16 protein-coding genes and 2 tRNA genes are annotated in these 14,936 nt (G+C 57.4%); 9 read left to right on the top strand and 9 right to left on the bottom strand.

Annotation, left to right across the window (positions count from 1 at the left end; all coding sequences use genetic code 11):
* Nucleotides 1-49 precede the first annotated feature (49 nt).
* On the top strand, nucleotides 50-511 hold the full coding sequence (locus AD928_RS11015; protein WP_062250521.1) for an Lrp/AsnC family transcriptional regulator: 462 nt from the start codon (nucleotides 50-52) through the stop codon (nucleotides 509-511).
* Between the two features lie 39 nt (nucleotides 512-550).
* Nucleotides 551-901: an arsenate reductase (glutaredoxin) gene (gene arsC / locus AD928_RS11010; RefSeq protein ID WP_062250519.1), complete on the top strand. Its 351-nt coding sequence runs from the start codon at nucleotides 551-553 to the stop codon at nucleotides 899-901.
* Nucleotides 902-952: 51 nt separating this feature from the next.
* Here arsC and AD928_RS11005 read toward each other — a convergent pair whose 3' ends face one another.
* Nucleotides 953-2,068 carry an S-(hydroxymethyl)glutathione dehydrogenase/class III alcohol dehydrogenase gene (locus AD928_RS11005; protein WP_062250553.1) on the bottom strand — a complete coding sequence of 372 codons (1,116 nt, stop codon included), beginning with the start codon at nucleotides 2,066-2,068 and terminating at the stop codon, nucleotides 953-955.
* 625 nt (nucleotides 2,069-2,693) lie between these two features.
* Here AD928_RS11005 and AD928_RS11000 point away from each other — a divergent pair.
* Entirely contained in the window at nucleotides 2,694-3,305 is a 612-nt protein-coding gene (locus AD928_RS11000) for a LysE family translocator (protein ID WP_209436690.1), read from the top strand.
* Between the two features lie 143 nt (nucleotides 3,306-3,448).
* Nucleotides 3,449-4,039 (top strand): GcrA family cell cycle regulator, encoded by a 591-nt coding sequence (locus tag AD928_RS10995; protein WP_062250517.1) that lies wholly within the window; start codon nucleotides 3,449-3,451, stop codon nucleotides 4,037-4,039.
* Nucleotides 4,040-4,152: 113 nt separating this feature from the next.
* Here the strand turns inward: AD928_RS10995 and AD928_RS10990 are convergent, their stop codons facing one another.
* Entirely contained in the window at nucleotides 4,153-4,659 is a 507-nt protein-coding gene (locus tag AD928_RS10990; RefSeq protein WP_062250515.1) for a bactofilin family protein, read from the bottom strand.
* A gap of 408 nt (nucleotides 4,660-5,067) precedes the next feature.
* Here AD928_RS10990 and AD928_RS10985 point away from each other — a divergent pair, with 408 nt between their 5' ends.
* Nucleotides 5,068-6,066: an adenosine kinase gene (locus AD928_RS10985; RefSeq protein ID WP_062250513.1), complete on the top strand. Its 999-nt coding sequence runs from the start codon at nucleotides 5,068-5,070 to the stop codon at nucleotides 6,064-6,066.
* A gap of 63 nt (nucleotides 6,067-6,129) precedes the next feature.
* Here AD928_RS10985 and rnd read toward each other — a convergent pair whose 3' ends face one another.
* Entirely contained in the window at nucleotides 6,130-7,317 is a 1,188-nt protein-coding gene (gene rnd / locus AD928_RS10980) for a ribonuclease D (protein WP_062250511.1), read from the bottom strand.
* Between the two features lie 128 nt (nucleotides 7,318-7,445).
* Here rnd and queF point away from each other — a divergent pair, with 128 nt between their 5' ends.
* Nucleotides 7,446-7,916 (top strand): preQ(1) synthase, encoded by a 471-nt coding sequence (queF, locus tag AD928_RS10975; protein WP_061508480.1) that lies wholly within the window; start codon nucleotides 7,446-7,448, stop codon nucleotides 7,914-7,916.
* 109 nt (nucleotides 7,917-8,025) lie between these two features.
* Here queF and atpC read toward each other — a convergent pair whose 3' ends face one another.
* From atpC to AD928_RS10945, 6 genes are all read right to left on the bottom strand, one after another.
* A complete protein-coding gene (gene atpC / locus AD928_RS10970; protein ID WP_062250510.1) occupies nucleotides 8,026-8,436 on the bottom strand; it encodes an ATP synthase F1 subunit epsilon in 411 nt (136 codons plus the stop codon).
* 28 nt (nucleotides 8,437-8,464) lie between these two features.
* Nucleotides 8,465-9,937 carry a F0F1 ATP synthase subunit beta gene (atpD, locus tag AD928_RS10965; RefSeq protein ID WP_043549205.1) on the bottom strand — a complete coding sequence of 491 codons (1,473 nt, stop codon included), beginning with the start codon at nucleotides 9,935-9,937 and terminating at the stop codon, nucleotides 8,465-8,467.
* Nucleotides 9,938-9,968: 31 nt separating this feature from the next.
* Nucleotides 9,969-10,868, bottom strand: coding sequence for a F0F1 ATP synthase subunit gamma (locus AD928_RS10960; protein ID WP_062141606.1), 900 nt, complete (start codon nucleotides 10,866-10,868; stop codon nucleotides 9,969-9,971).
* Between the two features lie 16 nt (nucleotides 10,869-10,884).
* Nucleotides 10,885-12,420, bottom strand: a complete 1,536-nt coding sequence (atpA, locus tag AD928_RS10955) for a F0F1 ATP synthase subunit alpha (RefSeq protein ID WP_062250508.1) — start codon at nucleotides 12,418-12,420, stop codon at nucleotides 10,885-10,887.
* Nucleotides 12,420-13,004, bottom strand: a complete 585-nt coding sequence (gene atpH, locus AD928_RS10950) for an ATP synthase F1 subunit delta (protein ID WP_025825935.1) — start codon at nucleotides 13,002-13,004, stop codon at nucleotides 12,420-12,422. Before atpH ends, atpA begins: the two co-directional genes overlap by 1 nt.
* 679 nt (nucleotides 13,005-13,683) lie before the next feature.
* A tRNA-Gly gene (locus AD928_RS10945) sits at nucleotides 13,684-13,757 on the bottom strand.
* 220 nt (nucleotides 13,758-13,977) lie between these two features.
* On the opposite strand from AD928_RS10945, the gene AD928_RS10940 reads away from it, so the two are divergent.
* The 3 genes from AD928_RS10940 to nusG all read left to right on the top strand — a co-directional run bounded on the left by AD928_RS10940 (nucleotide 13,978) and on the right by nusG (nucleotide 14,901).
* Nucleotides 13,978-14,054: transfer RNA gene (locus AD928_RS10940), tRNA-Trp, on the top strand.
* Between the two features lie 112 nt (nucleotides 14,055-14,166).
* Nucleotides 14,167-14,361, top strand: coding sequence for a preprotein translocase subunit SecE (secE, locus tag AD928_RS10935; RefSeq protein ID WP_025825930.1), 195 nt, complete (start codon nucleotides 14,167-14,169; stop codon nucleotides 14,359-14,361).
* 9 nt (nucleotides 14,362-14,370) lie between these two features.
* Complete coding sequence (gene nusG, locus AD928_RS10930) at nucleotides 14,371-14,901, top strand: transcription termination/antitermination protein NusG (protein WP_062250505.1); 531 nt, start codon at nucleotides 14,371-14,373, stop codon at nucleotides 14,899-14,901.
* The last annotated feature ends 35 nt before the right edge of the window (nucleotides 14,902-14,936 follow it).

Here is a 14,936-nt window from a genome sequence, read left to right as displayed (position 1 = left end):
TTCCCTATTTCATGATTGAATCCCGTCATATTCGATCATATGATCGGTTATGACCCATAAACTTGATAGTTTTGATCGTGCAATCCTCCGCGCCTTGCAGCAGGATGCCTCGCTATCTCAGCGGGATCTGGCAGAGCGGGTCGGCATGTCACAAAATGCGTGCTGGCGGCGTCTGCAAGCTCTGCGCGCAGCGGGGGTGATGCAAGGGCAAACGCTGCAGCTGGACCGTGCGGCGGTGGAGCTGGATCTGACGGTGCTCGTGCTCATCAAAACACGCCACCATTCACAGGAGTGGCTGAAAAGCTTCCGGCAGATCATCCTCTCCATTCCCAATATTGTCGATTTCTATCGGATTGCCGGTGAGTATGACTACATGCTGAAGGTGGTTGCGCGGGACATGAATGCCTTTGATGCCATTTATCGCAAAATGATAGAAAAAATCGACATTGATACCGTCACCTCTTACATGGCGATGGAAGCGATTGCCGATAATCGTCCTCTGCCCGTCTGAGGCTGTCTTTCTTTTTCACCTGCTACAAGGACGCTGTTCATGACTGTCACGCTGTACCACAACCCCGCCTGCGGCACGTCCCGCACCGTCCTTGGCCTCATTCGGGACGCCGGGATTGAGCCGGAAATTGTGCTGTATCTGAAAACACCGCCCAGCCGGGAAAGGCTGGCCGAGCTTGTAAACCAGACCGAGCTGACAGCACGAGATCTGCTGCGCCAGAAAGGCCCGCTCTATGAAGAACTGGGGCTAAAAGACCCGAGTGTCACGGATGATCAGATTCTGGACGCGATTGCTGAACACCCTGCTCTGCTCAACCGCCCGATTGTCGTGACGAATAAAGGGGCTGCGGCATGCCGCCCTGCGGACACAGTGCTGCGCCTTCTGCCCTGAGCGACGCATTAAAAAAGCCCCGGCACAAAAAGGCCGGGGCTGAAACACGTTTTAATATTCTACAACTGTGCGGATACTCTCCCCGCGCGCCATCATATCAAAGCCCTCGTTGATTTTTTCCAGCGGGAGCTTGTGGGTAATCATAAGATCAATATTGATCTTATGATCCATGTACCAATCAACAATTTTTGGAACATCGGTCCGTCCACGTGCCCCACCAAAAGCGGACCCAATCCACCGGCGCCCCGTAACAAGCTGGAACGGTCGCGTGCTTATTTCCTGCCCGGCCCCAGCCACACCGATGATGGTTGAAACACCCCACCCACGATGGGCACATTCCAGCGCCTGACGCATCAGAGTCGGGTTGCCCACACATTCAAACGTGTAATCCGCGCCGCCATCTGTCAGTTCAATCAGATAGCCAACCAGATCGCCTTTCGGGCCCAGATCCTTCGGGTTCACAAAATCGGTCATACCGAATTTGCGAGCAATGGCTTCCCGCTCCGGGTTGATGTCCACACCGATAATGCGATCGGCCCCCACCATTTTGGCACCCTGAATGACATTCAGCCCAATGCCACCCAGCCCGAACACCACGACTGTGGAGCCCGTCTCGACCTTCGCCGTAAACAGCACTGCGCCGATGCCGGTCGTCACGCCACAGCCGATGTAACAGACCTTATCAAACGGGGCATCTTCCCGAATTTTAGCCAGCGCGATTTCTGGCAGAACCGTGTAATTCGCAAAGGTGGAACAGCCCATATAATGATGGATCGGCTGCCCCTTGAAGGAAAAACGTGAGGTCCCATCAGGCATCAGGCCTTTTCCCTGTGTGGAGCGAATAGCCGTGCACAGGTTGGTCTTGCGGGAGAGGCAGGATTTACATTCCCGGCATTCCGGCGTGTAGAGCGGAATCACGTGGTCACCGGGTTTCAGGTGCCGCACACCGGGGCCGACCTCAACCACAATGCCAGCCCCCTCATGGCCCAGAATAGCCGGAAACAGACCTTCCGGGTCCGCACCAGAGAGAGTGTATTTATCCGTGTGGCACAGGCCCGTTGCCTTGATTTCCACCAGAACTTCACCCTCACGCGGGCCTTCCAGTTGCACGGTTTCAATTTCCAGCGGTTTACCCGCTTCAAAGGCTACGGCTGCCCGTACGTCCATGCTCATCCCCTGTGTATTGTGTCTGTTTGTGCGCACCGTCTCTCAGATGCGCTATGTGTTTTTCAGAATAGCCCCAAGCTGACCCCGAGAGCTACCGTGCTGCACGTGTTCTCTGGTCACATCTGCTTTTCTGTCAGGATGCATCTGTATCGGAAACACAACAAGACGCGCAGATGTTACAATATAACAGGAACTCTTTGAAAAACGTCTTTCGTTATCCGATATTTTCCTCGCAAACGCTTTTCAGGCTTGCTTTACATCTTTCCCAGACTACGCAGATCTCATTGAGGAAATACGGAAATCTTTACTGAATAAGAAACAATACCTTTTTATTATCACAGTGGTTTCTTAAAAACGGACCAGAATTTTTGGTGATCTGCCATACTGACCGTCAGACGCAAATAGGATGACGGTCAGTATGGCGGCTGATCCCGGCACTTTCTGCCATCCACCGCACAGATGGCAGGCGGCTGCCGGCGCGCCGAAAGTGATCTGCAATCCGGCTTGTCAGTTACTGCTCAACCGGGCCTTTCGGGCCGCTGCGGCTGAACCACCAGCGTAGCATAAGAGCATTTTCCTGAATATGATGGCTCTTCCGCCTTCTGCAAACGGAGTTTTGCGCCTCATGTCCTTCTGGAGCACCTTCGGCCCCCTGACCGCTTTCGCTCTGGTGGCCTCCATCACGCCCGGTCCGAACAACACCATGCTGGCTGCCTCGGGCCTGAACCACGGGTTCCGGCGGTCCATCCCGCATATGCTTGGTGTCACCCTTGGCTTTGTACTGATGGTCGCGCTGGTTGGGCTGGGGCTGGGCGTGGTGTTTGAGCGCTTTCCTCTGCTGTATGTCTGGCTGAAATATGTGAGTGCTGCGTATCTGCTCTGGCTGGCATGGAAAATCGCCACGGCAAAACCTGCATCGACTGAAGCCGGGGGGAGCCCGCCCATCAGTTTCTTACAGGCAGCGGGGTTCCAGTGGGTTAACCCCAAGGCATGGATTATCGCTATTGGGATTGTCTCCGCCTATCTGCCGCACGAGAATTTTCTGTTTGGCTTAGCTCTGGCCTGCATCATTTGTGGGCTCACCGCCATCCCGTGCGTCAGCCTGTGGACCAGCTTTGGTGCCCTCATGCGCCGGTGGCTGAGCCAGCCTGCCATTCTGCGTGGGTTCAACCTGACCATGGCCACCCTGCTGGTGGCCTCCCTCTACCCCCTGATGATGGAAGCCGGTACGCACTAAGGCCGGTAAAACAGCCAGAAACCCGCCTGATTTCAAGAATTTCTGGCCTTTCTCCTTGAGATACCCCTGCTCTGCCCTTAATATGCCCGGCACTGAAGCATCTGGCTTCACTGACCCGTGACAATACGAAAAGGTGCCTGTGCATGGAGTGGACCGATGAAACGATCGCCCGGCTCAAAGAGCTCTGGGCGGAAGGCCTCTCAACTGCAGAAATTGGCCGTCGGCTCTCCATCACCAAAAACGCCGTGGTGGGCAAAGCGCATCGTCTGAGTCTGTCCCCGCGTCCGTCCCCCATCCGGCGGAGTGACAAAACCAAAGTCGCTGGCACGGAAAGTGCTGCAAAAGCGGCTCCGGCCCCCGCAGCTGCACCTGCTAAGGAAAAAGCGCCTCAGGCTGCGCCCCCTGTAGCAGACGCCAAGCCTGCTACAACTGCGGCCCCGGCTGTGGACGCTCCGGCTCCCAAACCTGCTCCGCAGCCCAAGGCTGAAGCTAAACCAGCCAAAGCTCCGGCAGCGCCACGCGCCTCGGCAAAGCCCAAAACGTCCCTGCGCAGCATTTCCGACCCGGAACCCAAAAAGCGCCGTGGGCCGTCCTGCTGCTGGCCGATTGGCGACCCCGGCACACCGGGCTTCCATTTCTGTGGAGCCACACCGCTGCCGGGTAAGCCCTATTGTGCAGAACATGCACAGATTGCTTACGTCAAACTGCGTGACCGGCGCGATAACGTCGCCTGACGTCACACCGCACGTTCCATAAAAAAGCGCGCCGCTTTGCATCAGCAAAGGGCGCGCCTTTTTTATGCCTTACTGAAAGCGGGGGCTTTCACCCCCGTCTGATCAGAAGCAGATCAGCCTTCAGCTTTAACCGGTGCATCCGCAGCAGGCGTTGCGGGAGCAGCAGGCTTCGGTGCTTTGTTGTCATCGCTCAGCATTTCCAGCTGACCGGTGATCTGACCACCATCTTCCACCTTCAGGCGGCGGCAGGCAGCTTTGCCCAGCAGGCGGCCCGTTGCACGCACCGTCAGGCTCCCGCGCACCGTCAGCGTGCCATCAACCGTCCCGGCGATTTCCGCGTTCTCAACTTCCACGCCACCGCGGAACAGACCGCCCGGCATGACAGCAAGTTCCTTGGCGGAAATCATGCTGGATTCCACAGTGCCTTCCACAACCAGACGCTCAGCATCCTGCACGGTGCCCTGAACGCTGATACCGCGGCCGACAACGAGGGTCCGCTGGTCCGGAACTTCTTTTTTCGGCTGCTGGGGGTTCATGCCTCGTGCAGCGGCACCCGGCATGGGGGGCACGCCAGCGTTGGGAGAAAGAGGGGAACCGGGGGGGAGAGGCGCACGACCCATGGAGGTCTCCTTTGTTGCGTCTGGACGGGAAGCAGGTGCCGTGCCGCTGCCGGATGACGGAGGCGAACCCGCGGGAGAAGAAGAAGGGAAAAGTGTACCAAATGCTCCGGCAGGACGCGCAGCGCCCGGCTGACTGGTACTCTGACCGGCATTTTGCCCGGCCGGTCGGTTATCTTCAGGCTTGCGTCTTTTAAACAAGAATCCCCCCGCCATGCTGGCTGCCGTATCTGCGACAGCGGTTATACGTCTGTACTTGCCCGCGTCGATCCATCAAGCTGGCAGCCAATTTGTTATACAGCTGACAGACCGTGCGGCAAGCATCCGTTAGCGCTTGCTGTTGCCCTTTTTATGGCAGCGCGATACCGAAAGAGCCGATCTGCTCATTTTTTCAGGAAAATAGACATCGTCATGACTGGCTCTGAGGCAAAATACGATATTCTCGGCATTGGCAACGCCATTACGGACATTCTTGCCACTGTCGAACCCGCGTTTCTGCTTGAGCAGAATCTGACCCCTGGCAGCATGACGCTGATTGATGCGGCCCGTGCCGACAGCCTGACCGAAAACCTGAAAGTAGAACAGGTGATGGGCGGTGGCTCTGCTGCAAATACCTGTGTTGTAGCAGCACAGTTTGGCGCACGCGTCGCGTATCTGGGCAAAGTTGCGCACGATACGGCTGGCCAGAAATTTGCGCAGGATCTGCGCGATAACGGCATTACCTTCCCCTCCACGCCGCTGGACGGCCATGTGTCTGAAAACCTGCCGACGGCACGCTGCGTCGTCATGGTCACGCCGGATGGCCAGCGCACCATGGCGACCTATCTTGGTGCGTGCACACATTTCACGCCGGACGACGTGCTGACGGACGTAATCGCCGCTTCAAGAATCGTGTATCTGGAAGGCTATCTGTTTGACCCGCCGCATGCGCAGGAAGCATTCCGTCGCGCTGCAACACTCGCGCATCAGAATGGCCGTCAGGTTGCGCTCTCCCTGTCTGACCCGTTCTGCGTTGGTCGCCACCGTGAGGCGTTTCTGGATCTCGTAAAAGGCCACGTCGATATTCTCTTCGCCAATGAAGATGAAATCTGCGCGCTGTATGAAACAGAAAACTTTGAGACAGCAGCCCGCCATACGCTGGAAGACACCACCTTTGCGGCACTTACCCGCTCAGGTCTGGGCAGCGTGGTCATTCATGACGGGCAGATGACAACCGTCGCCCCGGTCCCCACTCAGGTCGTGGATACAACGGGCGCGGGCGATGCCTATGCCGCAGGCTTCCTCGCTGGTCTGACCTCTGGTCGCACCCTGCCGGAATGTGGCCGTCTGGCTTCTGTCGCGGCGTCTGAAATTATCTCGCATGTCGGCGCACGCCCGCTGGCCAATCTTTGGCAGAAAATGGGCTTCTAAAAAGCCCTTATCTGCTGTTCGCTGTCGTTTCTGCCTTCCCTGTTACTGCGGAAGGCAGAGGTCTCAGCGAGTCAGAATATCGACTTTTCCGCCTTTTACGGCCAGCGCAATCTCACCATTGCACAGGGCCAGAGCGGCATCCCCAAATACCGCTTTCCGCCAGCCAGCCAGAGCCGGATTCGGAGCAGACGGATCAAGCGCCAGCGCTTCCAGATCATCCATGGATGCGACCAGCTTGGGCGCAACATCATGCTCTTCACAGCAGCTGGTAAGCAGCACTTTCAGCAAAGCCATGAGAGCTGCGGACGCCCGAGGGGCATCCTTGCTGCGGTTTTTCGGCAAGCGCGGCAGCTCCGCATCCGGCAGAGCCTGCGCCTGTTTCACGGCATCCAGCAGGCCAAGCCCCGTGCGCCCTTCGGCCAGCCCACGAGACACCCCCCGCACGCGGGCCAGAGCGTCAGTCGTGGTTGGCGCTGTGGCGGCAATTTCCAGAAGACTTTCATCTTTCAGCAAACGCTGACGCGGCACGTTTACGCGCTGCGCTTCCCGCTCCCGCAGAGCTGCGACGGCGCGCAGAATGCCCAGCATACGGCGGTTGCTCGTGCGGGCCCGCAGACGTTCCCATTGTTTTTCCGGGTCGGCCCGGAACGTGGCCGGGTCTGTCAGCACCGCCATTTCGGCAGAAACCCAGTCCAGCCGCTTTTCCTGCTCCAGCTTTTTCACAAGCCGTTCATACACAAGGCGCAACCATGTCACGTCTCCTGCGGCATAGGTCAGCTGTGCAGCAGAAAGTGGACGCACGGACCAGTCGGTAAAGCGGTGACTTTTATCAATCGCATGACCCGTGATCGAGCCGACAAGACTGTCATACCCAACCTGATCCCCATACCCGGCGACCATGGCCGCAACCTGCGTATCGAACAGCGGTGTGGGCAAGGCATCAAACAGGTGCAGGAAAATTTCCAGATCCTGCCGGGCAGCATGGAAAACTTTCAGCACGGACTCATCGGCCATCAGTTCCGCCAGAGGTGCCAGATCCAGGCCGTCCGCCATGGTGTCAATCAGCACCACTTCCTGCACGCCGCCAATCTGCACCAGACACAGCTCCGGCCAGTAGGTGCGCTCACGCATGAATTCCGTATCAATCGTCAGATACGGTTCTGCACGCAGGCGGGTAAGAGTTGTCGCCAGATCGTCCGTTGTGGATATGAGGCGGGGTTCGGGAAATGCGGGGGAGGAAGCTCTGGCCATGTCTGCCTTCATACACCACCTGACAGGAAAAAGAAGCGGACAGCAGCGCCTGACTTTCTGAAAAGCTTGACGAAACCCCGCACAGCTTCGACATGAGACACACACAGACCCTAACGGAAAGAAACGCCATGACCCGCCCAGATGACGGCAGTGACGCCCTCACCCAGCTTGGCCGCGCAACCCCTGCTCCGACCTGCCCGGAAGACGCCGTTCTGGAACGCGTGCCCGCGCCCTACCCCGGCAAGAATTATCTGGTGCGCTTTACAGCCCCGGAATTTACGTCTCTCTGCCCGGTCACCGGCCAGCCGGATTTTGCGCATATCGTGATTGATTACGTGCCGGACCAGTGGATTGTGGAAAGCAAATCTCTCAAGCTGTTCCTGACCAGTTTCCGCAACCACGGCGCGTTTCACGAAGCCTGCTCCGTACAGATTGCCACTACTCTGGTTGAACGCCTCAACCCGGTCTGGCTGCGCATCGGCGCGTACTGGTATCCGCGCGGTGGTATTCCGATTGATGTGTTCTGGCAGACTGGCGCACCGCCGGCTGATGTCTGGATTCCGTCACAGGACGTGCCGACCTATCGCGGTCGCGGCTGACACTCAGAACAAGCGCATAAAAAAAGCCACCGCAAGGGTGGCTTTTTTTGAAACTGGTCGGCGCCTTAGCGTCGTCTGTCTCAAAGACCGGGCAGAACCCGGTTCTGATTCAGGAAGCGGAAGACCCGGCTTCGATTTCAGCACGCACAGACAGGATTTTGTCCTGAAGCACATCCAGACGCGAGATATCGGTCTTGTCGGCTTTGTCCCAGGCTTCCGTCAGCGCTTCGAGCGTTGCTGTGGCGTTATCAATGGAGATTTCGCTCACAGGCTCGGCTTTATCAGCCAGAATGGTGCAACGCGTTGCCGTCATGTCCGCAAAGCCACCACCGACGAAGAAACGGTCCGTCACGGCATCATTTTCGTACAGTGAGACAACACCACCACGCAGCAGAAGCATCATGGGGGCACGGTCGGGCATGGCGGCGATATCGCCTTCCGCACCCGGCATGACCACCATATCTACTTCACGCGACACCAGAACCTTTTCAGGGCTGATGATCTCGATCTGGATCGGCATGAATGCTGTTCCTTCCCGGAACCGGCTGTTAGACCGATTCCCTCATTTTTTCTGCCTTGGCAACGGCTTCTTCAATCGTGCCAACCATGTAGAACGCAGCTTCCGGCAGGTCATCATACTCACCGGCACAGATCGCCTTGAAGGAGCGAACCGTATCTGCCACGGAAACCAGCTTACCCGGTGCCCCCGTGAAGACTTCTGCCACGTGGAACGGCTGAGACAGGAAGCGCTGGATGCGGCGCGCACGGGCCACGATCAGCTTATCGTCTTCAGACAGTTCATCCATACCCAGAATGGCGATGATGTCCTGCAGAGACTTGTAGGTCTGCAGAATACGCTGCACGTCACGCGCCACGTTGTAGTGCTCTTCACCCACAATAGCCGGGTCCAGAGAGCGGGACGTGGAGTCCAGCGGGTCAACGGCCGGGTAGATGCCCATTTCAGCAATGGAGCGGTTCAGCACGGTCGTGGCGTCAAGATGGGCGAAGGTCGCAGCCGGAGCCGGATCGGTCAGGTCATCCGCAGGGACATACACCGCCTGAACGGACGTAATGGAGCCCTTCTTGGTGGACGTAATACGTTCCTGCAGCGCACCCATTTCCGTAGCCAGCGTCGGCTGGTAGCCCACTGCGGACGGAATACGGCCCAGCAGAGCGGACACTTCAGAACCAGCCTGCGTGAAGCGGAAGATGTTATCCACGAAGAACAGCACGTCCTGGCTTTCTTCGTCACGGAAGTATTCAGCCAGCGTCAGGCCGGACAGAGCAACACGTGCACGGGCACCCGGCGGTTCGTTCATCTGGCCGAACACCAGAGCCACTTTGGAGCCCTCGGTGTTGTTGTTTTCGTCCAGCTTGATAACGCCAGCGTCCTGCATTTCGTAATACAGGTCGTTGCCTTCACGGGTACGTTCACCAACACCGGCAAACACGGACACACCACCGTGCGCCTTGGCGATGTTGTTGATGAGTTCCTGAATAATAACGGTCTTGCCCACGCCGGCGCCGCCGAACAGGCCGACTTTACCGCCCTTGAGGTACGGGCAGAGCAGGTCAACAACCTTAATACCCGTCATCAGGATTTCAGAAGCAGCAGCCTGCTCTTCAAAAGACGGGGCATCACGGTGGATGGGGGCGCGACGTGCGGTCTTGATCGGACCTTTTTCGTCAATCGGCTCACCAATGACGTTCAGGATACGGCCAAGGGTCTCGGGGCCGACCGGCACAGAAATCTGCGTGCCGGTATCGGACACTTCTGCGCCGCGGACCAGACCGTCGGTGGTGTCCATGGCAATGCAACGCACTTCGTGCTCGCCAATTTCCTGGGCCACTTCAAGCACCAGAGTCTGTTCACCCAGCTTGACGTGAAGGGCGTTGAGAATTTTCGGCAGTTCACCTTCGAACTGCACGTCAACAACCGGCCCTCTGATCTCGGTGATGCGGCCAACAGAATTGGTCTTTGTGGCCGCAGGGGCCTGGGTCTGGGTTGTGGTATCCGACATGGGTCAGCTCCTGCGGGGCAAACGAGCGGGCTCAGACAGCCTGTGCGCCCGAGATGATTTCGATCAGTTCGTTAGTAATATTGGTCTGACGGGTCCGGTTATAGACCTTGCTCAGACTGTCGATGGTCCGGCCTGCATTGCGCGTGGCGTTATCCATGGCCGTCATGCGGGCGCCGTTCTCACCTGCGGCTGTTTCCAGCAGCGAAGCGTAGATCTGAACCTGCAGATTCCGCGGAAGGAGCATTGCCAGCAGCGTTGCTTCATCCGGTTCAAATTCGTACTGCGCTGCATCGTCTGCCGTGGTGGAGGCAGCATCGGCTTTCGCCGCGGCATCATCCATCACCATGGGCACAAGCTGCAGGCATGCCGGGGTCTGCGTCATCGCGTTCTGGAACTTGTTGAACACAAGCGTGCAAACATCGATTTCGCCAGCTTCCAGCAGCGCATTCACCTTGTCACCAAGGCCGCTTGCTACAGAAAACGGAACGTCCTTACCACTGAACCCGATGACCTTATCAATGATCAGGTCAGCGTGTTCGCGGTTAAAGAAGTTCAGAGCACGACGGCCAACCGGCAGCAGTTTGACGGTTTTGCCCTCAGCCTGAAGCTTATTAATGGTCTGGAGCGTCAGGCGGTGCACGTTGGAGTTGAAGCCACCGCACAGACCACGATCACTGGTGATCGGGATCAGCAGATGAACCTTATCCTGCCCCGTTCCGGCCAGAAGACGCGGCGCACCCTCTTCCCCCTTCGTGGCAGCAGCAAGTTCACCCAGCATCCGCCGCATGGCGGCGGCATACGGACGAGCAGCCTCAGCACTGGCCTGGGCGCGGCGCAATTTTGCGGCCGCGACCATTTTCATCGCGCTGGTGATCTTCCGTGTCGACTTGATACTTCCGATACGAGCGCGGAGTTCCTTGAGGGAAGCCATGGATAAGTCCTGCTCCTCAGCCGCCGAAGTTGCGGTTGAAGGTGGTCAGATATTCCGTCAGGCGGGCTTCAGTGTCTTTGGACAACTGACGCTCCTTACCAATGGTTGCCAGAATATCTTTCCCACCGTTCGGCAGATCAGCCAGCAGAGCGTGTTCCCAGGCCACCACTTTCTCAACGGGGATGCCGTCGATAAAGCCGCGGGTGCCTGCAAACAGCACAACCACCTGTTCTTCAACCGTCAGCGGAGAAGACTGGGGCTGCTTCAGCAGTTCGACCAGACGGGCACCACGAGCAAGCTGCTTCTGCGTTGCCGGGTCCAGGTCGGACGCGAACTGAGAGAAGGCTGCCATTTCACGATACTGAGCCAGTTCCAGCTTAATCTTGCCGGCAACCTGCTTCATCGCCTTGATCTGTGCGGCGGAGCCAACGCGGGACACGGAGCCACCAACGTTCACGGCCGGACGGATACCACGGTAGAACAGATCGGTCTCAAGGAAGATCTGCCCGTCGGTGATGGAAATCACGTTGGTCGGGATGTAGGCGGACACGTCACCAGCCTGCGTTTCAATGACCGGTAGAGCCGTCAGAGAACCAGCGCCGTTGGCGTCAGACATTTTTGCAGCGCGTTCCAGCAGACGGGAGTGCAGGTAGAACACGTCACCCGGATACGCTTCACGGCCCGGCGGACGACGCAGCAGCAGGGACATCTGGCGGTAAGCCACAGCCTGCTTGGACAGGTCATCGTAGCAGATCAGAGCATGCATGCCGTTGTCACGGAAATACTCACCCATTGCACAGGCAGCATACGGTGCCAGGTACTGCAGGGGAGCCGGATCAGAAGCCGTTGCTGCGACGACGATGGAATATTTCATCGCGCCTTTTTCTTCCAGCAGACGCACGAGCTGTGCGACCGTGGAGCGCTTCTGACCGATAGCAACGTAAATGCAGTAAAGGGACTTCTTGTCGTCGCCTTCGTCATTAACGGTTTTCTGAGCGAGGATCGTGTCGGTCAGAATCGTCGTCTTACCGGTCTGACGGTCACCGATCACCAGTTCACGCTGACCGCGCCCGACAGGCACGAGGGCGTCAATGGCTTTAATGCCGGTCTGCATCGGTTCGCTGACGGACTGACGCGGCATAATGCCGGGAGCCTTCACTTCAGCGCGACGCATTTCAACGTCAGCCAGCGGGCCCTTGCCGTCGATCGGGGTACCCAGACCGTCAACAACGCGGCCCAGCAGACCTTTACCTGTGGGGACTTCAACCACCACACCGGAACGGCTGACAGTGTCGCCTTCACGGATGTTGGTGTCATCACCAAAGATCACGATACCAACGTTATCGCTCTCAAGGTTCAGCGCCATGCCTTTCTGGCCGGAGCCCGGGAACTCAACGAGCTCGCCGGCCATCACATGCTGCAGGCCGAACACACGGGCAATGCCGTCGCCGACAGACAGGACAGTGCCGGTTTCGACAACATCGGATTCTTTGTCGAACGAAGCAATCTGCTGCTTGAGGATATCCGAAATCTCTGCGGGACGGATTTCCATCACGCGGCTCCCTTCATGGCGTAATGCAAACGAAACAGGCGGGTCTGAAGACTGGCGTCATAAAGCTTGGCCCCAACACGGACGACAAGGCCGCCGAGAAGGGATGAGTCGACACGCTCACGGATAGTAATGCGGGAATAACCGGCTTCGGCCAGACGAACCTGAAGCTGGGCGCGCTGCGTGGTTGTGAGCGGCTGAGCAGATGTAACATCCGCAACCACTTCACCACGGCGGGCTGAAGCGAGGGCATCGACTGCCGCCATGATCTGCCGCAAATTCGGCAGACGGCGGTTGTCAGCAACGACACCCACGAAATTCTTAAGAGTCTGGCAAAAACCCTGTGCGTCCAGCACGGCCAGAACAGCCTTGCGGGAGACACGGATATCAAGCCGCCGATCATCCAGAACAGTGCGCAGAGGGGCACTCTCATCGATCAGGCGGGCAAGTGCCGCACATTCATCAAGCACTGCATCCAGCTGCTGCTGTTCCGCTGCGAGTTCATAAAGCGCAGTTGCATAACGGCCTTCGAGACCGTTGGAAGCAAAAGCAACCGATTGTGCTGTCGTTACGCCCGAGGCCACCACTCTTTAGGCTCTTTCCTTCTGTGCGCGCCGGCATTCCACATACATGACTCCGCCTCTGGCTGTATCTAGCCACAAGCATGCGTCGGCGCGGCCTCTAGCATGCTGAAACCTGCCACGCAACCGGCAGCCTCTTCCAAAATGAACCCGTGCCCCCGGTTTCCCTCTGTCAGACCGTATGAAAATGACCTTTCGACAGAAAAACATCTTAGGAGAGACCGCTTTGCCCGCATTTTTGCGTGTTTGAAGCCCTGAGATACCTGCGGAAAATCTTTGCTGAAAATATTCTCCAGCCAGCTCATGGAAGACCGTCCCGACCACGCCGAAGAATGCACGACCGGATTTACAGCGAATCCATCCCCAAACAGCAGCGCTGCGCAGTAGCCGGACGCATGCGCTTCCCATCAGAAGACATCCCACGGGGCCACTGAACAGATTACCCCCCCTTAGCCTATCGTTTTGGCCAGGAGATTTTGAGAGGACAGCACCAACCGGCCCCGCCACCCGCTATGGGGCGTTTCGGTTAGCGCCCTTTCCGAATCCTTAAACGTCACGGCAGAACGGCGTGCTGGACCACCCGACACGGTGAAAACAGAAAGACGCGACCATGCGCAACAGCGGCGAGGCACTCTGACTTCAGCAGGGCTTGCGGAAAAATTTAAATTTTCAGGGAAATTTATTTTGGAGCGGACGGAGGGAATCGAACCCTCCTCGGTAGCTTGGAAGGCTACAGCATTACCACTATGCTACGCCCGCGCTCTAAGAGGCTTCTTACCCCCAAAACGCAGCACTTCGCAACCCCCTGATGAGGGGAGTTTTTGTGCCTTCTTTTCACAATCTGGCACGATATTGTTTTCTGCCTCTTGACTTTAGGGCCGCAACATATTTTGTTCCGCCTCCTGCAAGGGCCGCGTATGGGTGGTCAGGCTGACGGATTTCCGTTATACCTGCTTTCCGCGTCGGCTTGTCGCACTGCAGGGGTGTAGCTCAATTGGCTAGAGCGCCGGTCTCCAAAACCGGAGGTTGTGGGTTCGAGACCCTCCACCCCTGCCAGACAACACTGGCTGGAAAGCCCGCAAAGCCTGCGGCGTTTTCCGACAGAAAGATATTGGCTGCGCCGTCTGTCCAAACCAGATCGGACCGGGCAGCGGAGAGAGGATAGTTCGTGTCGGTCAGTCCCGGTAAGTTTCTGCGTGATGTGCGTGCCGAGGCCGAACGGGTCACATGGCCGTCCCGACGTGCTACTTTCATTACAACAGGTGCTGTGCTTGCCATGGCAGGGCTTGCATCTGTGTTCTTCTTTGTCGTTGACCAGCTGATTGGTCTCGGCGTGCGTCAATTGTTCGGGCTGGGAGGCTGAGGAAACGACATGGCCAAACGTTGGTACGTGGTCCACGTCTATTCGGGCTTCGAGAAAAAAATCGCCCAGCATATTCGCGAGCAGGCAGCACAGAAGGGTCTTGCTGACCATATTGATGAAATTCTGGTTCCCTCAGAAGAAGTCATCGAAATGCGTCGCGGCCAGAAAGTGAATGCCGAGCGTAAATTCTTCCCCGGTTACGTGCTGGTGAAGATGGAAATGACGGATGAGTCCTGGCATCTGGTTAAGGATACCCCGAAGGTAACGGGTTTCCTTGGCACCAAGAACCGCCCGACCCCCATTTCCGCAGCAGAAGCTGAGCGTATCATCAAGCAGGCGCAGGAAGGCATCCAGCATCCGCGTTCTGCCGTGACCTTTGAAATTGGTGAACAGATCCGCGTGGCGGATGGGCCGTTTACCTCCTTCAACGGTGTGATTGAAGAGATTGATGAAGAAAAGGGACGCCTGAAAGTCAGCGTTTCCATCTTCGGTCGTTCGACCCCGGTCGATCTGGAATATGGTCAGGTTGAAAAACTCTGATCTTATCCGATCTCCGGATCTGAAAAGTTTTGAAA

The organism is Acetobacter cerevisiae, assembly GCF_001580535.1.
Classification (GTDB): domain Bacteria; phylum Pseudomonadota; class Alphaproteobacteria; order Acetobacterales; family Acetobacteraceae; genus Acetobacter; species Acetobacter cerevisiae.
Note: the sequence above shows the minus strand (reverse complement) of the source record. Positions and strands in the feature narration are given on the sequence as shown.